A 26,065-nucleotide genomic window follows, 5' to 3' on the forward strand; every position below is an offset into this window, starting at 1 on the left:
ACGTGTAGCACCTCACCCTCGGAGGGCTGTATGCCACCGGCAACACGAAGAGGTTTTCCGCTCCACGCTTACATCTGGGCGCCGTTCGCCGTTCTGGTGCTGCTGGTTGGCGCGGTGGCTTGCGGCGTCAACTACCTGATGACGAAGTCGGCGCTGGAACATGCGATGGCCGACGCCAACGAGCGCATCAGTCGCGAGATGCTGGAGAAAGTCGAGGACATGGTGCTGCCTACCCAGGCCGCGGTCACCCTCGTCAGCCACAGCTCACTGGGCGAGGCCACCACCCTCGCGCAGCGCATGGCACGTGTTGCGCTGGTCCGCGATGCGCTCGGCACATCGCCGGTTCTGCAGTCCCTGTTCCTGGGTCATGCCGATGGCAGTTTCTTCTACGTACGCCGCGTGCGCGATGACGCCGAGCGCGGGCCATACCAGGCACCCGCAGGCTCGGCCTACGTGATCCAGAGCATCGACCATGACGCAGGGGCAGCATTTGGCCAATTGATTTTCCTCGACACGGACCTGAACGAGCTTGCCAGGCGCCCGACGCCAGATTTCGTGAAGCGATACGACCCAAGGAAACGTCCCTGGTATATGGAGGCCATCGCGGCGGGCAAGCTGGTTCGGACCGAACCGTACATGTTCTTTTCCGACTACCAGGCCGGGGAGACGATTGCCGTGCCAACGCGCGCCGGTAGTGCCGTTGCCGGTGGCGACTTCCGGCTCGACACGCTGGGGCAGGCGCTCGCGCGAGACAGAACCACACCCGGATCGGTACTGGCCGTCCTGAATGCGCAGGGACAACTGGTCGCCATCGACCGGAGTCCCCCGGAATGGATGTCGGCGCCAGACGCCATGCGCACGGGCCTGCTGGGCAAGCCGGAAGATTACGGGCTGCCGGTGCTGTCCAGCCTTGCGGCACAGGTGGCGAGCGGCAGCGAGGCCGCCGTCCGCAACGAACTGACGACGCTGGGCGGCAAGGGCTGGTACACCAGTATCGGCCGTATGAGCGGCGGTGTCGGCACGCTTTACCTGGTGATGGCCACGCCGCAGGATGAATTGCTGAGGGACGCGACCCGGCAGGCGAGCGTCGGAATATTTGCCACCGCACTGGTCGTCCTGCTGTCCTTGCCGCTGATGTGGCTGGTCGCGCGCGCGGTGGCCCGCCCGCTGTGTCAGTTGACCGATGAGGCCGAGGCCATCCGCCGCTTCGATTTCGACCAGCCGTTCCGTTTCTGGTCGCCGGTGCGCGAGGTCCATCGGCTGGGCGAAACGATGGACAAGATGCGCAACACCATCCAGCAGTTGCTCATCATCATGCGGGCCGTCACCGCCGAATCACAGCTCGAGAAGTTGCTGCCCCTGCTGTTGCACAAGATGCAGGACGCCGCAGCGGGGCAGGCGGGCGTGCTGTACCTGATCGATGGCGACACCGCTCGTCCCGCCGCCGCGTTCGATGCGCAGGGGCGTGACATCGTTCAGGAGATCGGGGCCACGCCATTGCCGGAGGCACTGTCGTTGATCGGGGCGGCGGTGCGTGACGGTGTGTCTCGCACGGGCTATGTGACGGCTGCCGAGGCTGCTCAGGCAAAGCTTGGCCCGCTGGCATCGGTCATGCCTTGTTTCGTGGCCGCGATTCCGCTGATCAATCATCGACACGAATGCCCGGGCGTCGTGCTGGTGATGCGCGACACCCCGCTTCAGACCGCGCAACTTGCCTTCGTCGATACGATCGCCGGCCTGTCCGCTGGCGCGCTGGAAGTCCGTGAACTGAGCGCTGCCCAGCGCGACCTGTTCGATGCATTCATTCGGCTGCTGGCGGATGCGATCGACGCCAAGAGCCCGCATACGGGTGGTCACTGCGCGCGCGTGCCGGAACTGACCAAGATGCTGGCGCGGGCGGCGTGCGAGGTCACCCAGGGCCCCTATCAGTCCTTCCAGCTCAGCGAACAGCAGTGGGAGGAACTGCACGTGGCCGCGTGGCTGCATGACTGCGGCAAGGTGACGACGCCAGAATTCGTGATCGACAAGGCGACCAAGCTGGAAACACTGTACGACCGGATTCACGAAGTGCGCATGCGCTTCGAGGTAATCAAACGCGATGCCGAGATTCAGTGCCTGCAATCCATTGCCGCGGGCGAGCCGTTGCCGATCGCGCAGGCGCGGCGCGATGCAGAGATCGTGCGGCTCGACAACGACTTTGCTTTCGTTGCCGCATGCAATCAGGGCGGCGAGTCCATGTCGCAGGAAGACATGGACCGACTGCGGCAGATCGCCGCCCGCACCTGGACGCGGACGCTAGACGATCGGCTCGGCGTCTCGCACGAGGAGTTCGCGCGCAAGTGCCGTTCGCCCGCCCACGCATTGCCGACGCAGGAGCGACTGCTGGCCGATCGCGACGATCATCGCATCGAGCGCGGGGCGCGCGATGTCATGCCGCCGGACAATCCGTGGGGCTTCAAGCGCAAGGTGCCGCGCTATCTCTACGACCACGGCGAAATACACAATCTGACGATCGGGCGCGGCACGCTGAGCGAGGAAGAACGCTACAAGGTGGAAGACCACATCGTGCAGACGCAGATCATGCTGTCACGCCTGCCGTTCCCGAAGCATCTACGCAATGTGCCGGAGATTGCCGGCGGGCATCACGAAAAGATGGACGGTACCGGCTATCCTCGCGGGCTGACGCGCAATCAGATGAGCCCGCTGGCCAGGATGATGGCGATTGCCGATATCTTCGAGGCGCTGACCGCCGCGGATCGGCCCTACAAGAAGGCCAAGACGCTCTCGGAGTCGATCGGCATCATGGCCCGGCTCAAAGCGCAGCAGCACATCGACGGCGAGTTGTTTGACCTGTTTCTGACGTCCGGCGTCTATCGCGAGTACGCGCAGCGCTATCTGGACCCCGCGCAGATCGACGAGGTGGATACCGAAGACTACGTCGATGCCGCCTGAACGGGGCACCGCCAGCCCATGGCGTTACCTGCCCCGCGCGCCCCAGCGCCGCGCGCGGCGCGCGGAATCGGCGCGGTGGACGCGCAGCAGCAATCGTGTCAGCAGATCGTCGGCAACCGGGATGATGGCCACGATGAGCAGCAGTGCGGCCAGCGGCAGCGTGGCGGCATAGCCGAGCGTGCTGAACGCCTGCGCGCCGACGATGCCACCCACCAGGAACATGCCGACCAGCACCGTGAGCAGACGCAGCTTGTGGCGGTCGGCCATGACCGGCCGGCTATTGGGGCGCACCGCGGCGTTCCAGTAGAACAGCTTGCCCAGTTCGATGCCGATGTCGGTCACCATGCCTGTCACGTGCGTGGTACGGATCTCGGCGTTGGAGAGTTTGGTGATCAGGGCGTTCTGCAGGCCCATCATGAAGCACAGCAGCATCACGGTGGCCGGCACGAACAGCCAGTCCATATCGTTGAGATGGCTGCCCAGCAGCCCGAAGCAGAGCAGCAGGGTGGCTTCGACCAGTAACGGAATCGCGTATTCGCTGCGCAGGCGGGCTCTTCTCGCCCAGTTGACCAGGATCGCCGTGGTGCCCGCCCCGGCCAGGAACGACGCCAGTGCGCCGATGCCGTGTACCACCAGCCCGTATCGCTGCAGCACCAGGTCGTCCGCGATGGCGGAGACGATGCCGGACATGTGGGATGTGTATTGCTGCACCGCAAGAAAACCGCCCGCGTTGGCCGCGCCTGCCACGAAACACAACACGCGCGCCAGGCGGCGATTGGAGACCGGGTTACGGTGACGGGCGGTCAGACTGCGCAGGAACCCGATCGGCATGGTCGTAGAGGCAGGGTATGGCGAAAACACTAATCATACGATCACTGCCCACCGGGCCGTGAGCCCTCCGAGGGGTTTGGCGCTCTGGCCCGGCGTTTTCAGCATCTAGACAACGCCCGGCCGCTGCCATCCGGCCTGCCGCAGTTCCTCTTGCTGGCGGCGCAGGATCTCGGTGGTGGTGCCCTTGCCATTGGGCGCCCAGCCCGGCGGCATGATCAGGTATGCGGCGGCGTGCCAGAGCTTCGAGGCGGAGGCCATGTCCCGACCCAGGCTGACCCAGTGCTCGAACTGGTTGACGATCGGGTTCTGCGTGGTGGTCGGATGGACCAGTCCGTAGCGGCATGGTTCATCGGCGCGCTCTTCCACATAGGTGCCGAACAGGCGGTCGAAGATGATCAGCACGCCACCGTAGTTGGCGTCGAGGTAGTCGATGTTCGACGCGTGATGGACGCGGTGGGCCGACGGCGTGTTGAACACGTACTCAAACCAGCCGAGCTTGGGCATCCAGTCGTTATGCAGCCAGAACTGGTAGAGCAGGTTGAGCGAAAGCGTGGCCAGCACCACTTCGGGGCGCACGCCGAGCAGGACCAGCGGCGCGAAGAACACGGCGCTGCCGGTGAGCTTGCCGGTCCAGCCCAGCCGGTACGCGGACGTGAGCGTGAGCTGGTTGGGGGAGTGATGCACGGCGTGCGTGGCCCAGAAGAAGCGGATGCGGTGCGCGGCACGGTGGTACCAGTAGTAGCAGAACTCCTGGCCGACGAAGAGCAGGAAGACAGCCAGCGCGCTGTTCAGCGTGATCGTGAACAGGCGGTGATCCCAGGCGAACGAGAAAACCGGCGCGGCCAGCGACAGCGGCAGCAGCACCGACAGCTTGCGTCCGGCCAGGTCGGCCAAGGACAGCCAGACCTCGTTCCACGAGAACGGTTTGACGCCGTCGCGACGCTTGCGCCACAGGACGAATGCCTCGATCAGCGAGACGGTGACGACGAACGCGGTGACGTACATCGCAAACTTGCCAGTGATGACCATGGTGAACCTCGGTGAAATCTGTGTATTCGGTGGATTCAGTGCGGGGCGCGGTTGTGCCGCATCGGTGAGGCAACTCTAGCGGCGGGCGATCCGGGAATCCATTAGGGAATTATTTCGCCCAATGTCACGCGGCTGGCCTTGACATTTCCCGACACGATTTCCAGGACGACGCCAGTGAATCGTCGTCCTATAGTTCGGCCCGTCGACACGCCAGGTCGTGTTGCAGCGCACCGAATCGAAAGGACTTCAAGATGATTTCACGCACCCGGATCGCCGCCACCGGCGTACTGCTCCTGCTGGCCAGCACGTCCGCATCCGCCTGGACCGGCCACGGCACGGCCTATACGCCACGCGGCACCTACAACGGCGCTCACTTCGGATCGTGCGGCGGTGGAAGCTGCTCGCACGCCGGCGGCGTGGCTGGCCCCTACGGTGGCCTGGCCACCAACACCGGCACGGTTACCCGCACCGCGCCCGGCCAGTTCTCGAACGCCGGCACGGCGGTGGGACCGAACGGCCGTTCGGTGCAGCACGATGGCAGCACTAGTTGCGCGAGCGGTACCTGCTCGCACAGCGGCGATATGACTGGCGCCAACGGCCGTAGCGCTACCACCAGCGGCAGCGTCACCCGCGAGGCGCCGGGCCAATACAGCTCGTCCGGCAACGTGACGGCCGGCAACGGCAACACGTACAACCACGCGGCATCGACGGCCTGCGCAGGCGGCACCTGCGATCGCTCCGGAACGGTAAGTGGCAGCTATGGCGGCACCGTCACCCACGCCGGCAGCGCCACGCGCGTGTCGTCCGGCGTGGTGACCACCGGCGGTGGCGCGACGGTCGTGCATGGCAGCGCGGTGTCGACCGGGGGCACGGTCGTGGTCGGTGCCGCGCCAGTGGCGTATGTGCCGCCGCCTCCGGTGGCAGTCGTGGCAACGGTGCCGGTGGCGCCGCCTCCCCCGCCGCTGGCCGGGCCCGTTTATGTCGCGCCGCCGCTTCCGGCCGTCGTGGTCACGGCCAAGGCACCGCCGCCGGTCTATGTGGCGCCGCCGCGTGTGGCTGTCTGGGTGCCGGCGCATTGGGTCGGCCGCGTCTACGTGCCCGCGCACTGGGTCTGACTTGCACCGGTGCGCACCGGTGCGCGCCAGTCCAGATTGATTTCCCAACTTTTGCATCCACGGAGTAGATCGTGAAGAAGATGATGGCAGTACTTATCTTGTGTATTGTTTCGGCAGGCGCGCATGCACAGAGCCGGTTGATGGCAATGGGGGCGATGGGGGCGATGGGGGCGATGGGCGGTGCCGCGGGCGGCGACCGTATCGAGCATGCCGAAGCGGCGGCACAGCAATTGCAGGCCCGCTTCGCGAACGCGAACACCACGCATGACGGCAAACTGACCCGCGCCCAGGCGGCTGCCGGTATGCCGATGGTGGCGAAGCATTTCGACGAGATCGACACGCAGCGCAGCGGCTATGTGACGCTGCGGCAGATCGAGATTTTCATGGCCCAACGGATGTCGGCTCGCTGAACGCATGGGAGACGCGGCATGGAGCAGGTGAACCGGATAATCGTGCTCGATGACGAGGCGGAGCTGCGCAATATGCTGCAGCGCTTCCTGACCGGGCATGGCTTTCACGTGCGTGCGGTGGCGGACGGCAAGCAACTCAATCGCTACCTGCAGCGCGAACCGTACGACCTGCTCGTGCTCGATCTGATGATGGAGCCAGAGGATGGCCTCTCGGTCTGCCGCAGGCTTCGTGCCGAGGGCCAGACGCTGCCCATCCTGATGCTGACCGCCAAGGGCGATCCGGCCGATCGCGTGATCGGGCTCGATACCGGCGCGGACGACTATCTGGCCAAGCCGTTCCTGCCCGACGAACTGGTGGCCCGCATCCGTGCGTTGCTGCGCCGCCAGAAGATCGCCGCCGGCGATCCCACCGTGGCTTCCCAGACGCTGAGCTTTGGCGAGTTCCGCTTCGATGTCGGCAAGCAGACGCTGACGCGCGCGGGCGTGCCGGTGGAAGTGCACTCTGCCCAGATGCTGCTGCTCCAGGCGCTGGGCGCTTCGCCAAACCGGCCGGTCAGCCGTGAGAACCTGCTGGCCCGCGCGCGCGGCCGCGATCATGACGCGCTCGATCGCAGTATCGACGTGCAGATTCTGAGGCTGCGCCAGATCGTCGAGGAAGATCCGTCCAAACCACGCTTCATCAAGACGGTTTGGGGGGTGGGATACATGCTGGTGGCCGGCGTGGAGGCGTGATGCGAATCGGACTGCCGCGCTCGCTGCTGGCTCGCAACATCGCGCTGCTGGTGGCGCTGGTGGCGTTCACGCAGGTGTGTTCGCTGATGGTGCTGCTGCACTTCGCGCAACGCCCGCGCGTGGAGCGCGCCGCGACGGTGTTCGCGCACTACGTGTCAATGCTCGATGGCGTGATGGCGGCCATGCCGGCCGAAGAAGCCAGAGTGGCCGTGGCGCGCCTGGGTGGTCAGACGGACGCGCCGGCAGTGGACGATGTGATGGAAGCGCGGGCGCTGCATCCGTTCCGCACCTGGCAGCGCGACGTGTTCATGGACGAGCTGCACAAGGCCCTGCCACCCGATATGCCGGTGCAGTGGCAGGATGCGGGCGACAACGAGCGGCTCTGGATCCGCATTCGCGCAGCCGGGATGCCAACGTGGGTGGCCTTGCCGATGACCGCCGATGCGCAGGCCAGCGGCATCACGGCTGCCATTGCGCTTTCCGCGGCGCTCGGGCTGCTGGCAGCGCTGACCGGATACCTGATCCAGCGCCATATCAATCGGCCGTTGCAGGACCTGGCGCGCGCGGCGTTGCACGTCAGCGCCGGAGAGACGCCCGCGCCGCTGCCCACCGATGGGCCGACCGAGATATCGCAGGTCAGCAGTGCGTTCAATCGCATGACTGAAGCCCTGCAGCAGACCGAGAAGACGCGCGCGCTGATGCTGGCCGGTATTTCGCACGATATCCGCACGCCGCTGACCAAGTTGCGTCTGGCGATGGCGATGGCGTTGCCGCGCGGGACGGACGATGCGTTCGTGGGCTCGGTGGAAGGCTACCTCGATCGCATCGACACGATCCTCCAGCAGTTCATGGACTACGCGGGCAGTGGCGAACGCGAGGCCCCGCAGCCGGGTGACCTCAATGCGCTGGTGCGCCAACTCGCGTCCGACTTCGCCGGGCTCGGCCATGAATTCGAACTCGATCTCGGCGATCTGCCGCCGGTTTCGTATCGCCCGACGAGCATGTTGCGCCTGTTGATGAACCTGATGCAGAACGCCATTAACTATGGCCGTACGGGACTGATGGTGCGCACATGGAAGGAAGGCGGCGCCGCGCATGTTGCCGTTTGCGATCGTGGCATCGGTATCAGCGTGGCCGAGCTCGAACAGCTGCGCGCCCCGTTCAGCCGCGGCGACAATGCGCGCGGGCACTCGGGCGGCACGGGGCTCGGGCTGGCCATCGTCGAGCGGATCGCGCGACTGCACGGCGGATCACTCGCGTTCCGTCCGCGCGAGGGCGGAGGACTGGAAGTGGTGGTGTCGTTGCCCGTATGACATTGAATGAAATAGTTCTTGCCTGGCCTGTTGCATGGCCGCATCCGATACTGGGTCTGCCGGCGCCGAAACCACGCAGCCCCCAAATAGACCCATTAGCAGACCCACTAGCAGGACTTCGACATGCAGACCGTATTTCAATCCATCCAGCGTAACGCCAGCCGCCTGACCCTCGCCGCTTTCGCGGCTACGTCGATGCTGATGGCCGGTTGCGCTTCCGCGACCACGATGATTTCCGACGCATCCGTGCCGGCCACGCTGGCCCACGTGTCGGCCGACGTGATCTACGTGCGCGGCTTCGACGTGAGCGCGAGCCAGGTGCGTGTCGATGACAACGTGATGCACCGTGTCAAGGCCATGGCGACTGGCGATGCCGGCGCGCTCTCGCAGGACCAGACCGCGGTCGATGCACGCAATGCGGTAGCCGACGAAATCGTGGGCGATCTGCGGGCCAAGGGTTTGCATGCCGAGCGCATCGACGGCCCGGTGCCGACCGATGTCAACGCGCTGATTGTCGAGGGCCGCTTTGACAAGATCGACGAAGGCAAGTCCCGCCGCCGGATGCTGATTGGCCTTGGCGCGGGCAAGAGCGATGTGTCGACGTCGGTGCAGGTGTTCTATCAACCCGCGCACGGCACGCCGGTCCCGGTCGAACTGTTCCAGACCAGCGCCAACAGTGGGCATATGCCGGGAATCGCGGAGACCGCAGGGATCGGAGCCGCCGCTGGCGCGCTGACGACCGCCGCTGCGGCTGGTGCGGGCGTGCATGGGGTGACGGAGATGAAGCGTGACAGCATCTCGGCGGAAGCCAGGCGCGTGGGCGATGCTGTCGCGAAGCAAGTGGCGGGCGTGGTGGAGAAGCTGTCGAAGACGGTTTGAGCGTCGGTGGGCCTGCCGGGCGCAGGCTCGCCGGATAGTGCGGTGACTCTTGGGAAGCAGGAGGGGAGACAGGGGGAGACAGGGCTGCCAGGGCAATCCCGCCAGCTCTGCCCGATTTCTGCTTTCACGCAATGGATGAGGCCGGTACCCGCCAAAAGGCTTTTCTCGACCTGGCGCATCAGATACATTGGCGTTTCACGAACGGGTCAGGGTGCCGCGAAGCCGTGAAACACTACTCCTCCGAAAACTTCCACCTCACGCAAAGCATCGGATTCCATCTCAACCGGGCACGCAACATCCTGTTGATGGAGATGGATGCCGCACTGCGGCCACTCGACATCACGGGCCAGCAGATGGGCATCCTGCTGTCGCTGACGCGCGGCGTGGCCACCACGCCGTTTGAGATCAGCAAGGTGCTTGGGATCGATACCGGCCTGATGACGCGGATGCTCGACAAGCTCGAGAGCCGCGGATTGCTACAGCGCCAGCGTAGCATCGAGGACCGGCGGGTGATTCATCTGCTCCTGACGGACAAGGGCAGGGAAGTGGCGACCCGCATTCCCGAGATCGCGCCCGAAGTGCTCAACCATCGGCTGCGCGATTTCTCCACGGAGGAATTCTGCGAGTTCCTGCGGCTGCTGCGCAAATTCACCGATTCCGACTAGGCCGGACCCGCGAATCGCTGGGGTGAGCGGCGGATGCCGCTTCCCCCTTCCCGCGAGCGGCGGCTTAATCGAGCAGGCGCGACAACGCAGGCGGCAGCCCCGCGTTGGGCTTGCGCGGTGGGCGCGCAAAGCTGCCCTCTCGCGCGCTGCCGGCTTGCAGCGCCACCAGCGATTCGCAATGCCGCACGGCGCTGCTGACGCCGTCCACCACCGGTACCGGAATACGGCCCTTGAGGGAGCGGGCCAGTCCGGCCAGCGGCGCGCCGGCCACGATGATCACGTCGGCGCCGTCCTCGCGCACAGCTTGCAGCGCGAGTTCTTCCAGACGTGCCGAGTGGTCTTCCTGCACGCTGCCAATATCGCGCAGCGGTTCCTGCAATGAGCGGATGCTGGCCAGCCGGTCGCCCAGGCCATTGGCCGCCACGCATTCGCGATACCACGCCTGAATGCGGTGTGAAATCGCGATGATGGAGAAACGCTGCCCCAACAGGCAGGCGCTGGCCAGCGCGGCTTCCGTCATGCCTACCACGGGTACGTCGAACAACTCCTTCAGACCGGCCAGGCCGGGGTCGCCAAACGCGGCGACGATCAGGCCGTCGAACTGGCCCGCGTGCTCGGCGGCGGCGCAAGCGGTGGCGTAGCCACCCACCAGTGCTTCGAAGCGCGTTTCGATATAGGCCACGCCGAACGGGGCGGTTGCCATCGTGATGCGGGTGTCCGGCGACACAGTGCGCTGGGCCTCGGCGTGAATCAGGTCGGTGACCGACTCACTGATATTCGGATTGACGATGAGCAGGTTCATGGCGAATCAGATCTCGGGTTGTCCAGCTTCGAGGAACTTGCCGCGGCCGGCCGCAGGCTCCAGGTACTCGCCATTGCGCACGATCAGTTCGCCGCGCGAGAAGGTGGTCATCGGCCAGCCGGTGACCTCGATGCCTTCATACGGCGTGTAGTCCACCGCGTGGTGCAGGTTGGCGTTGGCGATGCGCACCTTGCGCGTGGGGTCCCAGAGCACGATGTCCGCATCGGCGCCGACAGCAATCGTGCCCTTGCGCGGGTAGAGTCCGTAGATCTTGGCGGGGCGGTACGACGTGAGTTCCACGAACTGGTGCAGCGAGAGCTTGCCGCGCGCCACGCCGTCGAACAGCAGCGGCAGGCGGGTTTCGATGCCCGGCACGCCATTGGGGATGTGGTCGAACGGCTGCGCCGTGCCGCCCAGCTTCTTGCCTTCCGGATCGTCGTAGTTGAACGGCGCATGGTCCGACGAGAATACGCTGAATACGCCATTGGTCAGCGCACGCCAGACGGCGGCCTGGTTCTCCGGGTCGCGTGGCGGCGGGCTGCAAACGCACTTCGCGCCTTCGTAGCCGTCGTCGCCGCCCATGCCCATGTCCTCGGCGGTCAGGTACAGGTACTGCGGGCAGGTCTCCGCCAGTATCTTCATGCCACGACCCTGCGCCCAGCGGATTTGCTCGATGGCTTCCTTGCCGGAGACGTGCACGATCAGGATCGGCACGTCCACCAGTTCCGCGAACGTGATGGCGCGATGCGTGGCCTCGCGTTCGACGGCATCGGGGCGCGCCAGCGCGTGGAAGCGCGGCGCGATGCGGCCTTGCCCCACGAGCTTGTCGGTCAGCCACGAGATGCAGTCGGCATTCTCGGCGTGCACCATGACCAGCGCATTGTTCTGCCGCGCCACGTCGAGCACGGACAGCATCTCGCGGTCCGACAGCTTGAGGTCGTCATAGGTCATGTAGACCTTGAAGGAGCTATAGCCCTGGCGAATCAGTGACGGCAGTTCGTCCTGCAGCACGGCGGGGGTGGGGTCCGCCACGATCAGGTGGAACGCGTAGTCGATCACGGCGCGGCCATCGGCGCGGCGGTGATAGTCGTCCACGGCTGCCTTGAGCGACGCGCCTTTCTCCTGCGCGGCGAACGGGATCACGGTGGTCGTGCCGCCGCACGCAGCCGCGCGCGTGCCGGTGAAGAAGTCATCGGCCATGCGCATGCCGTCGGGCATCGGCTGGTCCAGATGGCAGTGGCCGTCCACGCCGCCGGGCAAGGCCAGCAGGCCGGTGGCGTCGATTTCGCTGGCAGCCGGCGGCAGGTCGTGGCCAAGTGCCACGATGCGGCCGCCGCGCACGCCAATGTCGCAACGGAAGCGGTCGGAGGCGGTGACCACGTCGGCGTTGCGGATTACCAGGTCGAGATTGTTGTCTGCGGGCATGGTCGTCACTCCGATGGATTGTCGGTCATTCGACTTCGCGGAACAGGCGGCCCCAACCCTGCAGCGCGCGGGTATCGACACCGGCCAGACGCAGCGACTTCCACACCACGGTGGCGATCGTGTCGTAGACCGGGATGCCGTTCTCGGCCTCGAGCGCTTCCACCAGATGCGCGGCATGCAGGTTGGTGCAGAACGTGGTGATGGCCTGAGGCCTTTCGGCGGCCAGCTCGCGCACCATCTTGCGGACGGTGTCCTCGTCCACTTCGGCGAAGCTGTAGTTCACATGCAATCCCAGGTGGCGCTCCGCGGAGCAGTCGAAACCGCTGCGCTGGTAGTTGGCGACGATGCGCTCCTGCACATCGTGCAGGTACGGCGTGGCCAGGCCGAAGCGGCGTGCGCCGGTCTTTTCCAGGATTTCGTTCAGGGCCAGTACGGATGTGGTGGCGGGGATGCCCGTGGCCTCGGTGATCTGGCGGCACAGCGCTTCATCCTTGTCAAAGCCGAGCCAGCCCGACGACGTGCCGTTCCACGCGATGACGTCCACACGGGCATCGGCCAGCAGGCGAGCGGCAGCAAGGATCTTCTCCAGATCGAACTGGCCGAGCGCCTGATCGCGCAGCGAAATCTCGGTCACGGTGAAGCGCGAGAAATGCGCGCTGACATTGGGCAGGCCGCTGACCATCGCGCTGGTGATGGGTTCGAGCGCGGTGTTGGAGGACGGCGTGAGCATGCCGAGGCGAATCTGTCTGGTCATGATGGGTATTACTCAGGAGTTCAAACGGGCGCCGTCCGCAGGGCGGCGCCTCTGTGTGTGTGGGAATGCGGGGTTCCAGCGCTGCGGCGGTACCGTCAGACCGGAATCTTCTTTTCGTAGTCGATGTTGGTCGACGCCAGCAGCAGGCCGATGCCGCAGGCGGCAAAGAACATCAGCGCCAGGAAGTACGAGCCGGTGGCCTGGACGATCAGGCCGACGATGATTGGCACGCTGATGCCGGCGATGTTGCCGCCCAGGTTCATCACGCCGCCGAGGAAGCCCACCTTGTTGCGGGTGCCCAGCATCGACGGCACGGACCAGAACAGGCCGCACCAGCGCAGGAAGAACAGGGTGGAGGACAGCAGTACCACGACCGCTACGGGGTCGGTGACGTAGGCGACCGAGAAGATCGACACCGTAGCCACCACCGCGGCGATGCCGAACAGTGTGCGCATCACCACGTTCGGGCGTCCGCCGGCTTCCTTCCACTTGTCGGCGATCCAGCCGCCGATCAGTTCGCCGACGAATCCGGCAAAAAAGATGATGAAGCTCGCGCCGCCCATCTGCTTCAGGTCGAAGCCGCGGGCCTTGCTCAGGTAGGTGGGCATCCAGGTTAGCAAGCCGTAGAACACGGCGTTGAAGCACATCCAGCTGATGGCCATGCACCAGACCGAGCGGTACTTGAAGAAGTCCAGTGAACGGCCGCTCAGGTTGGTCGGCTCCTCGCTGTGCTCCAGGGCAAGCGCGTCCTCGATATGACGGGCTTCCTGTTCATTCACGCCCAGGTGTTCGCGCGGCGAGTTGCGGATGTACCACCATGCCACGAAGCCGGCCAGCACCGTGCCAACGCCGGCCACGACGAACGACAGGCGCCACGAGCCCAGTTCGCTGATCAGCCCGGCAATGATGAGCGAGCCAAGTGCCGCGCCCAGCGGCGCGCCGCCGTCGAGCAGCGTGGCGCCACGGCCACGTTCGTTCTTCGTCATCCAGATGGCATTGAGCTTGCCGCCGGCCGGGTAGATCGGCGCTTCCGCAGCGCCGAGCCCCAGCCGCGTCAGCAGCAGCGAGGTGGCATTGGTGCAGACCGCCGCCAGCGCCTGGAATGCACCCCAGAACACGGTAGCCGTAGCGATCACGATGCGCGGCTTGTACTTGTCGGCCAGCATGCCGCCCGGCACCTGCATGACGGCATAGGTCCAGAAGAACGAACTCAGGATCAGCCCCTGCATGGCGGGACTCAGGTCGAATTCCTTCGCGATCAGGGGCATGGCCACCGACAGCGATGCGCGGTCGATGTAGTTGATCGCCACGAGGAGCAGCATCATCAGGAAGATCTTCCATCGCACGCTGCTGCGGGGAACCGCGAGCGAGGCCGCGGCGGGGCTTGTGGATTGCATGACGGGTGTCTCCTTGTCCTTGATGCCTTCGGTGAGGCGTTTGGTTTAGCGTGTCGCGCAACTGGACGCAGTATAGGATACGTAATCTGTAATTACAACATCTGTAAGTCATTGATTTATATGGATTATGAATGCACAGATTAGGTGTGTGGTAGCCTCCTGATGGTGCAAATTCCCCAACCTGGTGATGTCTGTGACACAAGCGCTCCCCAAAACCGCCCGGCTCCGCACGCTGGGCATGTCCGCCGAGATCGCGGCGCGGTTGCGCACGATGATTCAGGAAGGCGAGCTGCCGCCGGGCGTGCGGATCGACGAGAAGGCCTTCTGCGAGGCCTTCGATGTGTCGAAGACGCCGTTGCGCGAAGCGCTGAAGGTGCTGGTGGCCGAGGGGCTGGTCCTGCATCGCCAGTACATCGGCTATCGCGTGGCGCCGCTCGATCTCGACGAACTGCGCGCCACATTCGAGACGTTGCACGGGCTGGAGGCACATGCCGGGGAACTGGCGGCGCAGCGGCTCAGCGATGCAGCCGTGACCAAGATCGAACGTCGCCATCAGGCCATGATCGACGCGCACGACGCCGGACGCCGCACTGACTACTTCCGCATCAACCAGGAAATCCACCAGCTCATCATCGACGGTGCCGGCAACGCCGTGCTGGCCGGCATCTATGCAATGCTGATGAGCAAGGTCCACCGCGCCCGTGGCGCGGCCAACGCGGACATGCTGCGCTGGCAGGAATCGCATACCGAGCACGAGGAGATCATCGCGGCGCTGCGCGAGCCGGGGCGTCCGCGCCTGGCCGACGTGCTGCGACGGCATTCGGAGAACACTGCGAAGGAAGTACTGCGCGTGGTCGAGCAGACGCTGGCCGAGCCCGCGGCGCGCGCGGCGGGTGGCGCGCGGCGCTGACAGGCGCTGATGATTTCTCTCCAAACTGAGCGTCCTGCCGTTTTTCCGATGGATCAGCATCGCTCTTCAGGAATACTGAAGACGGCTTCACTAATTGTGGCTGGCTGCGCCGCCTGACGATACCTATAGTCCACGCCAGCGCGACTTTCCCCTACCGCGACGACGATGGAGACATAAAACATGATCAGGACATGGGTCGGCGCGTGCGCCGCGGTTGCGACGCTATTCGCCTCGACCGTCCAGGCCGAGGACATTCGCGTGATGACATCGGGCGGATTCACGGCCGCCTACAAGATCCTGGGTCCGCAATTCGCCGGGGAGAGCGGCAACACGCTGGAAACGACGCTTGGGCCGTCGATGGGGCAATCACCGGAAGCCATTCCGAACCGGCTGGCGCGCGGCGAGCAGGCCGACGTGGTGATCATGGTCGGCTACGCGCTAGACGATCTGATCAAGAAGGGTGTAGTCGATCCGAAGTCGCGCGTCGAACTGGCTGATTCGCGCATCGGCATGGTGGTGCGGCAGGGCGAGGTGGTGCCCGATATCCGTACCGTGGACGCGCTGCGTCGCGCGCTGATGCAGGCGAAGTCGATTGCCTATTCCGATAGCGCCAGCGGCGTTTACGTTCAGCGTGAACTGTTCAAGCGGCTTGGTGAGCCGGAGGTACTGGGCGCCAAGGCGAAGAAGATCGAGAAGACCCCGGTGGCCTCGGTCGTCGCCAATGGCGAGTACGAGATCGGTTTCCAGCAGGTGAGCGAGCTGTTGCCGGTGTCTGGTGTGAGTTTCGCCGGACGCATCCCCGAGGACGTGCAGTCGATCACGCGTTTCGCCGGCGGGATTCCTGTCAACGCTGCACACCCCGCGCTGGCAAAGGCGTTGCTCGACTACATGGCTGCGCCGGCCGCCCAGACGGTTGTGAAGGAGACGGGCCTCGATTCCGTCCCCCACTAGGTTTTTCGGAGACTGCAGTACTACCCCGGGGCCGGCGTTTGCCGGCCCTTTTTCATTGGGCGCCGATCTGGGCGATCACCACGAGGATGACCGCCGCATTGCCGGGCTGCTGGAAATGCGAGGAGATCGTCCGCGCATGGCCAGCCCTTGCGCCCAGCACATCCACGAGCAGATCGGAGGCGCCATCAATGACCGCCGGCTGCTGCAGCCAGCCTTCCGCGCTGGCGATATGGCCTTCCACCCGCACGATGTGATCCAGTCGGTCGAAGCCACCCAGGTACGCGCGGATCTGGGCCAGTACGTTGAGCGCGGCCAGGACGGCGGCGCGCTGGCCTTCTTCCAGGGTCAGGTCCCTGCCGACCTGCCCCTGCCAGACGACCTTGCCGTTGGCCAGCGGCAATTGTCCGGAAACAAAGAGCAGGTCGCCTGCCTGGCTGACGGCGGTGTAGTTGCCCAAGGGCCGGGGCGGATCGGGCAGCATCAGGCCGCGCGCCGCGAGCCGTTGCAGCACGAAGGTATCGAACGAGTTGGCATGGATCACGAGGTGGCTCCGGTGATGATCACGGGACGGTGACGGTTGGGGCAGGGGCCGCCGTGGCTCGCAAGGGGCGCGGCGACGGCGGCACAAGACCATTCAGCGGCCGGCGCTGTAGCCGCCGTCTACTGCCAGCACGGTGCCGGATACGAAGTCCGCCTTGGCGAGGTAGAGCACGGCGGCGTTGATCTCGTCGATGCGGGCAATGCGGCCCAGTGGATGCAGGCGACCCAGGGCGTCGTGAGTTTCCGCTGCGTGCATCGGGGTGTCCGTCACGCCGGGCGCGACTGCATTCACGGTGACGCCGAACGGCGCCAGTTCCAGCGCCAGGGCTCGGGTGGCCTGATTGAGGCCGCCCTTGAGTGCCACGGCCAGCAGAGCCGGCACGCCGGCGTGCGGCTGCAGCGCGATCGATGCGGTGATGTTGATGATCTTGCCTTGCCGGCGCTCGCTCATATGCCGCGCGGCTTCCTGGGAGGGATACAGCGTGCCCTTCAGGTTTGTCGCGATCTGTAGCTCGATTTCCTCGGGCGTGAACTGCACGAAAGGCTTGGCGGAGAAGATGCCGGCGTTGTTGACCAGCACGTCGACATGACCGAAGCGCGCAATGGCCTGCGCGAAGACTTCGCGCGCGGTGTCCGGGAGCGCGACGTCGCCAGCCACGCCAACGAAGCGTTCGCCGGCGTCCAACTGCGCGGCCGTGGCTTGCAGGCGTTCCTGCGAGCGGCCGGTGCCGACCACGTTGTACCCCTCCTTCAGAAAGGCCTTGGCCAGACCCAGGCCGATGCCGCTGGTGGCGCCAGTGATGATGACGGTGGGATGCGTGTTGCTCATGATGTTCTCCAGAGAGATGGGTGACGGGGCCGGCGTAGCGTTTGCAGTGCCGCCTCCGGTTGAACACACTCTATTCCGGCATCAAAAAGCAAAAAACGGGGTTATGTACACTTGTCCTGTTACATGGAGTAATAAATATGCACAGGCACTTCGACGACGTCCTGCTCGGCAGCATCGAGCTGTTTTGCCTCGCGGCCGAAGCCGGTAGCTTCACCGCCGCTGCCAACACCGCCGGGGTCACGCCGGCGGCCGTAAGCCGCTCGATCTCACGGCTGGAGAAGCGCCTGGGCGTGCGCCTCTTTGTGCGGTCCACGCGCAGCATCCGGCTGACCGAGGGCGGCAGGAGCTACTTCGAGCAATGCCGTGGCGCGCTCAACCAGTTGATCGAGGCCGAGCGCAAGGTCACGGGCGAGCAGGTCCAGCCTTCGGGCACCCTGCGTATCAGCGCGCCGACGACCTACGGGCACTACCGGCTGCTGCCCTTGCTGCCCGCCTTGCGCGAGCGGTTTCCTCTCCTCAGGTTCGAGGTCCAGATCGGCAACCGCAATATCGATTTCCACGAGGAGAACTTCGATGTGGCGATCCGGTTCCGCGCGCAGCCGGATTCGACGATGGTCTCGCGCCATCTGGAGGATGCGGAACTGGTGGTGGTGGCAAGCCCTGGGTATCTGAAGCGGGCCGGACGGCCGCAGGCCCTGGAGGATTTGCAGCAGCACGAGTGCATTCAGTTCGATCTGCCCAGCAGTGGCCGGCCGATCGCGTGGCTGTTTATGGATGGCGGCCGTGAACGGGAGGTGCTGGCCACGGAAAGCCATTATCTGTGCGCCGAGGACGTGCTTGCCGGCGTCACCCTGGCCAGGTCTGGTGCCGGTCTGTTCCAAACCTACCGATTTATCGTCGAACGGGACTTGGCCGACGGCACGCTGGTCGAGGTCCTGCAGCCATTTGCTGGCCGGTCACGGCCAGTCAGTCTGATGTACCCGCACGGGCGCCTGCTGCCGTCGAGGGTCCGGGTGTTCGTGGATTTTCTGATGGAGCAGGCCGCGGCCCTGGCAAGCGCGCGGGGGGCGGGGAAGCCTGCCCGGGGCTAGCGAATGAGCGAATGGCCGGGTGCCGGCTGTTGCGCAAGTGGCCGTGAAAAAAGCGTCGGCCGAACCTTGTCACCCTCCTTTCTTAGGGAAATCGTCTCTATCTTGTAACGGCGTCAACCGATAATATTTCAAAGCGTTACGAAATATTACGAGACCAGGCCTGCGTTCCCCACATCACATTTTAATGAGACGGGCCGGCTCGCAAGCCTCAGCGCGCGTATCGCATGGGGCCAGGGTTGAATCCGCGCGCGCCAAGCCCGAGCCAGGGCGGTGTGTGCCATACAAGGGGAGCAGTCAGTCGTGCATGAACCAGTGTCGTACTTGCAGGGGCTCGTCCACGCCCGTGCGGGGGGGCTTGTTGACCTTTATCCGGCGTACTACCTGCGATATCTCGCTTCCGTAGCGTCGATATCCGCTTTCTGTTATCCGGCGGGCAGCCGCAAGTGGTTGACGCGACGTGCCAAGCTGATTGCGCTGTCGGCCGTGCGGGCCGGTTCGGCGCGGTCGTGGCTGCGCGCCGCAGCTGCCTCGCCGCTGCTGCAGCGGGTGGTGGTGGCGCGGCCGTTGATGCTGGAGAAGCCATTCCGGCCGCTTGGCGCGCTGGGTCTGGGCTTTGGTGACCGGGCGAGGTTGGTGGTGGACCACTACGTGCTGGCCGAATCCGCACTGCCCGTTTGCGTCTGCGATCGAATCTATCTGTCCGGCGGACTCCGGTGGATGTCCGAGGATGGGCGCTACGAGCTTCGCCTGGCCGATTCCGGCCCGAATCCCAAGGAAGGCGAACTGGCTTTCTACTGGACCGATATCGAGACCGGGGTTTGCCTGACGCAGCTGAGCTTCTATCTCAGGCGTGGCGACCACGGCCCGGAAATCTATGTCGGCGGCCTGCAGGGGCCGATGGGCGAGCAGAGCCGTGAATGGATTCGCCTTGCCACCAAGGCCAGCGAAGGCCTGCGGCCCAAGGATGTCGTGATGGAGGCGTTGCTGGCGTTCGCCGCACACGTTGGCGCCCGGCGTGTGGTGGGGGTGTCCCGCGCCAATCACGTTAGCAGGCAACGCAACACACCGCGTGAAATCCTGGCTGACTACGAAGGCTTCTGGGCGGAGTACCACGGCACGTCGCTTGCGGATGGCAACGTCGATGTGCCGATCTGCCAGCCACAACGCGATATTGCGGAGATTCCTTCCAAGAAGCGGTCGGCCTGGCGCCGCAAGCAGGCATTTGCCGAAGCGGTGCGCGCGACGGTGGCGGACTGGCTGCGTGCCGACGCAGTCCCCGCCGGCAACGATCCCCAACTTCCTGTTGCCGCAGCTGTCGCTGCCTGATCGCGTATTGAAAAGCGTGGTAGTGGTAAACCCTAGTAGTCTAGCTAGCTAGACTTTTAATAGAGTCCGATATCGACTTGGCGCGCCGGCTGAATGCCGGCGCGTTTCGTATGCCGGACGCCAACGATCTCCTCTCTCGCAGCCGCGAACCCGTCTATCTACAGCTGGCCACGATCTTTCGACGACAGATCGAAAGCGGCGCATGGCGGCCGGGTGAACAGATTCCTTCCCTCGAAGCGCTCTGCCGTCAGTACGGCGTGGCGCGCATGACCATGCACAACGCCCTTTCCCGTCTGGACGAGGAAGGGCTGGTCGAGCGCTCGCGCGGCCGGGGGACGTTCGTCAAGGCGGGCGGCCGTGAATGCCGGCGAATGGCGTTGCCGATCAACTGGAACCAGGCCGTGGCCGTCGGCGACAAGCTGTCCACGGAGGCCATCGTCGAATCCACCGCCGATGTGCCGCTGCCTGATGACCTGGGCATGCCCTGCGACGGCCGTCGCGCCGATGCCTACCATTTCCTGCACCGCGCTCATCGCACCGATGGAAGACCGTTTGCCGTGGGCGAGGTCTATATCGCAGCCGATGTCTTCGCGCGCGACCCCGAGGCTTTCCGCCACGGCGCGTCGGTGCCGGTGCTCGACCGATTTCCCGGCCTCAAGGTCAATGCTGCGCGGCAGCGGCTATCGATCGTTCCGGCCGGTGCCGAATCCGCCAGCGCGCTCGAACTGGCCGTGGGCGCCCCCGTGGCTGAACTGCGGCGTTTTGCCTGCGTCGACGACGTGATCGTCTATTACGCACGGATCGAGTTCCCGACCGAGTATGTCTGCCTGGATTTCGATCTGCTCGCCCCCCATTCCTGACAACACCCACCAAATACGGAACCTGCAATGGAGACTCAAGACACGATGAACGGCGCGGAAAGCCTGGTGAAGACGCTGCTGGCTTGCGGCGTCGATACCTGCTTTGCCAACCCCGGCACCAGCGAAATGCATTTCGTGGCGGCGCTGGACCGGATTCCCGGCATGAAATGCGTGCTGGGCCTGTTCGAAGGCGTGGTCACTGGCGCGGCCGATGGCTACGCGCGCATGGCCGACAAGCCGGCCGCCACGCTGCTCCACTGCGGCCCGGGACTGGCCAACGGCCTGGCCAACCTGCACAACGCGCGCCGCGCGCAGACACCGATCATCAACATCATCGGTGATCAGGCCACCTATCATCGTCCGCTCGACGCGCCGCTGACCGCGGATACCGAAGGTTGGGCGCGCCCCGTTTCGGTCTGGACGCGTACCGCTACCCATGCGGCGTCGGTTGGTGCCGATGCCGCCGCGGCGGTGCAGGCCGCGACTTCCGCGCCGGGTGGCGTGGCAAGCCTGATCTTGCCATCGGATGTTTGCTGGGATGCGGGTGGCAAGGTGGCCGCGCCGCTGCCGGCGCTGGCCGTGCCGAAGGTGTCGCCCGATGCCGTGCAGAACGCCGCGCGCGTGCTGCGCAGCGGCCAGCCCACGCTGATCGTGCTGGCGGGCAACGCCTTGCGCACTGGCGCCCTGGCCGATGCGCACCGGATTGCCGCCGCCACCGATGCGCGGCTGATCACGCCGATGTCGAATTCGCGCGTGACGCGTGGACGTGGCCATCTGGCTGTTGACCGTATTCCATACTCCGGTGACGTGGCACGCCAGAAGCTGGCGGGTATCCGCAATGTGATCCTGGTCGGCGCGCCCGCACCGGTGACGTTCTTCGCCTATCCGGGCAAGTCGCCGCGTCCGTACCCCGAGGATGCTGTCATCCACGTGCTGGCCCGGCCCGAAGAAGATCTGGGCGAGGCATTGGCCCGCCTGTCGGACGAATTGGGTGCGCGTAATGCTCCGCTGCCGGCCTCGGCCCATATCACTGCGGAGCCGGCAAAGGGTGCGGTGACATCCGAGGCGGTGGCGCAGACGCTGACCGCGCTGTTGCCCGACCAGGCCGTAGTGGTGGAAGAGAGTGTGAGCTTCGGCCGCGCGTTCTATCCCGGCACGGTCCATGCCGCGCCACACGACTGGCTGCAACTGACCGGCGGCGCGATTGGCGCTGGCCTGCCGCTTGCCACGGGCGCTGCAATCGCGGCACCGGACCGCCGCGTGGTGGCGTTGCAGGCCGATGGATCGGGCATGTACACGCTGCAGTCGCTGTGGACCATGGCGCGTGAAAAGCTTGATGTGACCATCGTGCTGCTGGCCAATCGCAAGTACGCGATCCTGCTGGGCGAGCTGGCGGGTGTGGGTGCCAATCCCGGCAAGACCGCGCTGGATATGCTCGACCTCGGCAACCCGGATCTGGACTGGGTCAAGATGGCCAACGGTATGGGCGTGGAAGCTGCGCGTGCGGAGAACATGGAGACGTTCGCCGACCTGTTCCGCATGGCCAACCAGCGCAAGGGCCCGTTCCTGATCGAGCTGGTGATCTGAGGGGAATTCCTCGCAGATTGACGGCGCCCCTCTCCCGCTTGGCGGGAGAGGGTAGCGAACCTTCCTTCAACCTTCCACTTCCGCCCAGCCCGCCATTGCCTGGCCGCCGGCATCGTCGCCGGTCCACAGAATCACCTTCCCGGGGGTCTCCGCATCGTCCATGCCACCGACGGTGACCGTATCCAGATGGAACAGCGGCGCAAGCCCGCGGAAGCCGAAGCGCTTCACGCGCGCGTCGGGGCGCTCGTGCCGCAGCAGTTCAAGCATCAGCATCGCCTGCATCGGTCCATGCACGATCAGGCCCGGGTAGCCCTCCACGTCGCGCACGTAGTCGAGATCGTAGTGAATGCGGTGGCCGTTGAACGTGAGCGCCGAATAGCGGAACAGCAGCACCGGATCGGCCTTGAGTGACCGGCCGAACTGCGCGGTGTGCGCCAGTCGCGGACGCGGCGGTTGCGGCTGGCCGCGCTCGGGCATGGCGCGATAGACGATGTCATGACGCTCGTTCAGCGCGGTTTCGCCGTTGACGCTGAGCTCGTGATCGACGGTCACGAACCAGAGTTCGCCGGTGCGGCCAGACTTGTGCTGGACATCGGTGATGGTCGATGTCTTCGTCACGGTTTCGCCCACGCGCAGGCCGCGTTTGAACGTCACTTCGCTACCGGCCCACATGCGGCGCGGCAACGGTACCGGCGGGAGGAAGCCGCCAAGCGCGGGATGTCCGTCCACGCCGATTTCGTGCTGCGGCGCGCGCGGCAGGAAATAGAGCCAGTGCCACAGCGGTGGCAGCGGCTGGCTGACGAGCGCGTCACCATCCAGGTCGAAGGTGGCCGCCAGCCCTTGCACCGGTTCCGCGGCGAGCGTTTCGGTGCGGGATTCGGTGCGGCCGATCCACTCGCGCAGTTGTTCGAGGGTAGGGGTGGTCATGTCGATCTCGCAGGCTCTCGTGGTAATCAGCGGGCGGCGGGCAGCCAGTCGTTGACGTTGGCTTCGCGGTCGAGCTGCCAGACGCGCGCGATGATCGCGCGCATCTCGGCTTCGGTCGCGCCGTGACGGAACGCGCCAAGCTGGATGGCCTTTGCCTCGAGTTCGGGACGCGACAGCGTGTTGTCGGGGTCACCCTTGGGCACGTCGACACGCGCCTGGAGCGTACGGCCGTCGGTGGTGCGCACCGTCACGCGGCCGATCCACTGGCGCGGATAGGCCGCGTTGATCTCCTCGTCGAGCTCCATCGTAACTTTGTCGCGGAACGCCGAGACCTGCGCATCCTTCAACGAATGCTGCTCGAACTCGCCCAGGCCCGCATGGGCGTGCACGGCGACCAGGCCGAGCACCGTGCCCATCGAGAACTTGGCCTGATGGATCGTTGCCGGGTTGACCACCGGGCCAAGCACGTCGATTGCGCCCTGATGGACGTGCGCCGTGACGGCGGCGATCTGGTCGGCTTGCAGTCCTTCGCGCAGCATCAGCGCCTTCAGCGCGTCCGCGGCCGGATGCGTGTGGCGGCACGACGCGAAGAACTTGAACGAGGTTTCCGCCGTGGCCCAGCGCGTGCCGAGGCCATCGGTCAGCGCCGCCGGATTGGCGTCGCTGGACATCCCCGCTGCCATGCCCTGCGCGCCTTCCAGGATCTGGCGCGCGCCGGTGAAACCCGCGCGTGCCAGCCAGGCAGACTGCAGGCCATCGGCGGCGGCCTTGGCCGTGTGCAGTTGCTTCGAATCCGCGGCGTCGCGCAGGAATTCCCACAGGCCGGCGGCCTGCGTGCCGGCGGAACCCAGTGCCTGGTTGATACCTTCGGCATCGAGTCCGTACAGCTTGGCTACTGCCGCAGCAGCGGCCAGCGTGCCGACGGTGCCGGTGGTGTGGAACACGCGGTAGTGCGAGCGGCCCATGAACTCGCCGATGCGGATGCCTGCTTCGTAGCCGGCGATCGAGGCTAGCAGCACTTCCGCGCCAGTTTTGCCTTCCGCCTGCGCGGCGGCAACAACGGCCGGGAACACGACTGCGGCGGGGTGAAGCACCGAGCCGTTGTGGACGTCATCCTGCTCGACCACGTGTGACGAGGCGCCGTTGATCAGCGCAGCGAAATAGGGCGATGTGCGACGGCGGTCGACGAAGACCTCGGCCTGGCCTGTGGCCGGGCCCATCGCGGCGGCGAACTCCTGGATGCGCCGCACGGCGGGCGCGTCCTTGCCGGCGATGGCTGATGCGATCCAGTCGAGGAACAGATCCTTGGTGCGCTCGACGACGGGCGACGGCACATCGGCGAGCGTGAACCGCGCGAGAAACTCGCAGAGCTGGCGGGTCGGATAGCGGGTATCGATGTCGGACATGGCAGGTATCAGAACGAGCGGGGCAGTTCGAGAACGTGTTCGGCGACGAACGACAGGATCAGGTTGGTCGAGATCGGCGCCACCTGGTACAGGCGCGTTTCACGGAACTTGCGTTCGATGTCGTACTCGGCGGCAAAGCCGAATCCACCGTGCGTCTGCAGGCAGACGTTGGCCGCTTCCCATGAAGCATCGGCGGCCAGCAGCTTCGCCATGTTGGCTTCCTTGCCGCAGGGCTTGCCTGCGTCGAACAGCTGGGCGGCCTTGTAACGCATCAGACTGGCGGCTTCCACATTGACGAACGAACGCGCGATCGGGAACTGCACGCCCTGGTTCTGGCCGATCGGGCGATCGAACACGATCCGCTCGCGGGCGTAGCTGCTGGCGCGTTCGACGAACCAGTAGCCATCGCCGATGCACTCGGCGGCAATCAGGATACGTTCGGCATTCAGGCCGTCGAGGATGTACTTGAGTCCCTTGCCTTCCTCGCCAATCAGGTTTTCGGCCGGGATTTCGAGGTTATCGAAGAACAGCTCATTGGTTTCGTGGTTGACCATGTTGCGGATCGGCTGGACCGTCAGGCCGTTGCCAATCGCTTCGCGCAAGTCGACGACGAACACCGACAGACCTTCGGACTTCTTCTTCACCTGGTCCAGCGGCGTGGTGCGTGCCAGCAGCAGCATCAGGTCGGAATGCTGGACGCGCGAGATCCAGACCTTCTGGCCGTTGATCACGTACTTGTCGCCGCGCCGCACTGCCGTGGTCTTGAGCTTGGTGGTATCGGTACCGGTGGTCGGTTCGGTCACGGCCATCGACTGCATGCGCAACTCGCCCGAAGCGATGCCGGGCAGCCAGCGCTGCTTCTGCGCCTCTGAGCCGTGGCGCAGCAGGCAGCCCATCACGTACATCTGACCGTGGCACGCCCCCGAGTTGCCGCCGTTGCGGTTGATCTCTTCCATGATCACGGAGGCTGCGGTCAGCGGCAGGCCGGAGCCACCGTATGCCTCGGGAATCAGCGCGGACAGCCAGCCGGCGTGGGTCAGCGCCTGGACGAACTCCTCCGGAAATGCGCTGTGTTCCTCGATGCGTTGCCAATAGGCCGAATCGAATTGCTTGCAGAGGTCGCGTACGGCCTCGCGGATTTCCGGGTAAATCAGGTCTTGGTCCTGTGCAGCATGCATGGCAATGTCCGTCAGTATCGAGTAGGCGCATTATTCCCGACCGGTCGGAGCAGTGACATTCGCATTTGCGGAAGCGCGACTTCGGTTCCGGCTTAGGGATGTCCCAGGGGTGTGACGGGGGGCGCGGACTGGCGTGGATGCGGGTTATCCCGCGAC

The 26,065-nt window shown here is 65.3% G+C and carries 23 protein-coding genes and 1 pseudogene; 13 read left to right on the forward strand and 11 right to left on the reverse strand.

Annotated features, from left to right (window positions below; translation table 11 throughout):
• The first annotated feature begins 30 nt into the window (after positions 1-30).
• Positions 31-2,952: an HD domain-containing phosphohydrolase gene (locus RMET_RS20080; RefSeq protein WP_011518391.1), complete on the forward strand. Its 2,922-nt coding sequence runs from the start codon at positions 31-33 to the stop codon at positions 2,950-2,952.
• A gap of 42 nt (positions 2,953-2,994) precedes the next feature.
• Here RMET_RS20080 and RMET_RS20085 read toward each other — a convergent pair.
• Both RMET_RS20085 and RMET_RS20090 read right to left on the reverse strand, forming a co-directional pair.
• Positions 2,995-3,783 (reverse strand): annotated as a pseudogene (locus tag RMET_RS20085) (YoaK family protein); the annotation flags it as partial.
• 105 nt (positions 3,784-3,888) lie between these two features.
• Complete coding sequence (locus RMET_RS20090; RefSeq protein WP_011518393.1) at positions 3,889-4,812, reverse strand: sterol desaturase family protein; 924 nt, start codon at positions 4,810-4,812, stop codon at positions 3,889-3,891.
• Between the two features lie 251 nt (positions 4,813-5,063).
• Here RMET_RS20090 and RMET_RS20095 point away from each other — a divergent pair, with 251 nt between their 5' ends.
• The 6 genes from RMET_RS20095 (at position 5,064) to RMET_RS20120 (ending at position 9,926) form a co-directional block, all read left to right on the forward strand.
• Complete coding sequence (locus RMET_RS20095) at positions 5,064-5,927, forward strand: hypothetical protein (RefSeq protein WP_011518394.1); 864 nt, start codon at positions 5,064-5,066, stop codon at positions 5,925-5,927.
• 71 nt (positions 5,928-5,998) lie between these two features.
• On the forward strand, positions 5,999-6,337 hold the full coding sequence (locus RMET_RS20100; protein ID WP_029309810.1) for a hypothetical protein: 339 nt from the start codon (positions 5,999-6,001) through the stop codon (positions 6,335-6,337).
• Between the two features lie 18 nt (positions 6,338-6,355).
• Positions 6,356-7,069 carry a response regulator gene (locus RMET_RS20105; protein ID WP_011518396.1) on the forward strand — a complete coding sequence of 238 codons (714 nt, stop codon included), beginning with the start codon at positions 6,356-6,358 and terminating at the stop codon, positions 7,067-7,069.
• Positions 7,069-8,382, forward strand: coding sequence for an ATP-binding protein (locus RMET_RS20110; protein ID WP_011518397.1), 1,314 nt, complete (start codon positions 7,069-7,071; stop codon positions 8,380-8,382). The genes RMET_RS20105 and RMET_RS20110 overlap by 1 nt, the downstream gene beginning before the upstream one ends.
• A 123-nt stretch (positions 8,383-8,505) precedes the next feature.
• Positions 8,506-9,261 carry a DUF4410 domain-containing protein gene (locus tag RMET_RS20115; RefSeq protein ID WP_011518398.1) on the forward strand — a complete coding sequence of 252 codons (756 nt, stop codon included), beginning with the start codon at positions 8,506-8,508 and terminating at the stop codon, positions 9,259-9,261.
• Positions 9,262-9,485: 224 nt separating this feature from the next.
• Positions 9,486-9,926, forward strand: coding sequence for a MarR family winged helix-turn-helix transcriptional regulator (locus tag RMET_RS20120; RefSeq protein ID WP_029308874.1), 441 nt, complete (start codon positions 9,486-9,488; stop codon positions 9,924-9,926).
• A 64-nt stretch (positions 9,927-9,990) separates the two neighbouring features.
• On the opposite strand, the gene RMET_RS20125 is transcribed toward RMET_RS20120, so the two are convergent.
• The 4 genes from RMET_RS20125 to RMET_RS20140 form a co-directional block, all read right to left on the reverse strand.
• Positions 9,991-10,728 (reverse strand): aspartate/glutamate racemase family protein, encoded by a 738-nt coding sequence (locus RMET_RS20125; RefSeq protein ID WP_011518400.1) that lies wholly within the window; start codon positions 10,726-10,728, stop codon positions 9,991-9,993.
• A 6-nt stretch (positions 10,729-10,734) separates the two neighbouring features.
• On the reverse strand, positions 10,735-12,234 hold the full coding sequence (hydA, locus tag RMET_RS20130) for a dihydropyrimidinase (protein ID WP_227874008.1): 1,500 nt from the start codon (positions 12,232-12,234) through the stop codon (positions 10,735-10,737).
• Positions 12,179-12,907 carry a maleate cis-trans isomerase family protein gene (locus RMET_RS20135; RefSeq protein WP_011518402.1) on the reverse strand — a complete coding sequence of 243 codons (729 nt, stop codon included), beginning with the start codon at positions 12,905-12,907 and terminating at the stop codon, positions 12,179-12,181. The genes hydA and RMET_RS20135 overlap by 56 nt, the downstream gene beginning before the upstream one ends.
• A gap of 95 nt (positions 12,908-13,002) precedes the next feature.
• Positions 13,003-14,304: an MFS transporter gene (locus tag RMET_RS20140; RefSeq protein WP_011518403.1), complete on the reverse strand. Its 1,302-nt coding sequence runs from the start codon at positions 14,302-14,304 to the stop codon at positions 13,003-13,005.
• A gap of 187 nt (positions 14,305-14,491) precedes the next feature.
• Here RMET_RS20140 and RMET_RS20145 point away from each other — a divergent pair, with 187 nt between their 5' ends.
• Complete coding sequence (locus tag RMET_RS20145; protein ID WP_011518404.1) at positions 14,492-15,214, forward strand: GntR family transcriptional regulator; 723 nt, start codon at positions 14,492-14,494, stop codon at positions 15,212-15,214.
• A 180-nt stretch (positions 15,215-15,394) separates the two neighbouring features.
• Positions 15,395-16,165 carry a substrate-binding domain-containing protein gene (locus RMET_RS20150; RefSeq protein WP_011518405.1) on the forward strand — a complete coding sequence of 257 codons (771 nt, stop codon included), beginning with the start codon at positions 15,395-15,397 and terminating at the stop codon, positions 16,163-16,165.
• A gap of 52 nt (positions 16,166-16,217) precedes the next feature.
• Here RMET_RS20150 and RMET_RS20155 read toward each other — a convergent pair whose 3' ends face one another.
• Positions 16,218-16,706, reverse strand: coding sequence for a RidA family protein (locus RMET_RS20155; protein ID WP_080710335.1), 489 nt, complete (start codon positions 16,704-16,706; stop codon positions 16,218-16,220).
• Positions 16,707-16,799: 93 nt separating this feature from the next.
• A complete protein-coding gene (locus RMET_RS20160; protein WP_011518407.1) occupies positions 16,800-17,534 on the reverse strand; it encodes an SDR family NAD(P)-dependent oxidoreductase in 735 nt (244 codons plus the stop codon).
• A 137-nt stretch (positions 17,535-17,671) separates the two neighbouring features.
• On the opposite strand from RMET_RS20160, the gene RMET_RS20165 reads away from it, so the two are divergent.
• The 4 genes from RMET_RS20165 (at position 17,672) to RMET_RS20180 (ending at position 22,398) form a co-directional block, all read left to right on the forward strand.
• On the forward strand, positions 17,672-18,625 hold the full coding sequence (locus tag RMET_RS20165; RefSeq protein ID WP_011518408.1) for a LysR family transcriptional regulator: 954 nt from the start codon (positions 17,672-17,674) through the stop codon (positions 18,623-18,625).
• A gap of 447 nt (positions 18,626-19,072) precedes the next feature.
• The gene (locus RMET_RS20170) at positions 19,073-19,951 is read left to right on the forward strand and encodes a VirK/YbjX family protein (RefSeq protein ID WP_231138529.1); all 879 of its coding nucleotides are present in this window, start codon (positions 19,073-19,075) and stop codon (positions 19,949-19,951) included.
• A gap of 110 nt (positions 19,952-20,061) precedes the next feature.
• Positions 20,062-20,811, forward strand: coding sequence for a GntR family transcriptional regulator (locus RMET_RS20175; protein ID WP_011518410.1), 750 nt, complete (start codon positions 20,062-20,064; stop codon positions 20,809-20,811).
• Positions 20,812-20,856: 45 nt separating this feature from the next.
• Positions 20,857-22,398: an acetolactate synthase large subunit gene (locus RMET_RS20180; protein ID WP_011518411.1), complete on the forward strand. Its 1,542-nt coding sequence runs from the start codon at positions 20,857-20,859 to the stop codon at positions 22,396-22,398.
• Between the two features lie 66 nt (positions 22,399-22,464).
• On the opposite strand, the gene RMET_RS20185 is transcribed toward RMET_RS20180, so the two are convergent.
• Genes RMET_RS20185 through RMET_RS20195 form a run of 3 tightly spaced genes read right to left on the reverse strand, consistent with a single transcriptional unit; the run spans position 22,465 to position 25,909 of the window.
• Entirely contained in the window at positions 22,465-23,325 is an 861-nt protein-coding gene (locus RMET_RS20185; protein WP_011518412.1) for an HTD2 family dehydratase, read from the reverse strand.
• A 26-nt stretch (positions 23,326-23,351) separates the two neighbouring features.
• Positions 23,352-24,731, reverse strand: a complete 1,380-nt coding sequence (locus RMET_RS20190; protein ID WP_011518413.1) for an MmgE/PrpD family protein — start codon at positions 24,729-24,731, stop codon at positions 23,352-23,354.
• Positions 24,732-24,739: 8 nt separating this feature from the next.
• The gene (locus tag RMET_RS20195) at positions 24,740-25,909 is read right to left on the reverse strand and encodes an acyl-CoA dehydrogenase family protein (RefSeq protein WP_011518414.1); all 1,170 of its coding nucleotides are present in this window, start codon (positions 25,907-25,909) and stop codon (positions 24,740-24,742) included.
• Positions 25,910-26,065: the final 156 nt, after the last annotated feature.

This window comes from Cupriavidus metallidurans CH34 (assembly GCF_000196015.1).
GTDB classification, from domain to species: Bacteria; Pseudomonadota; Gammaproteobacteria; order Burkholderiales; family Burkholderiaceae; genus Cupriavidus; species Cupriavidus metallidurans.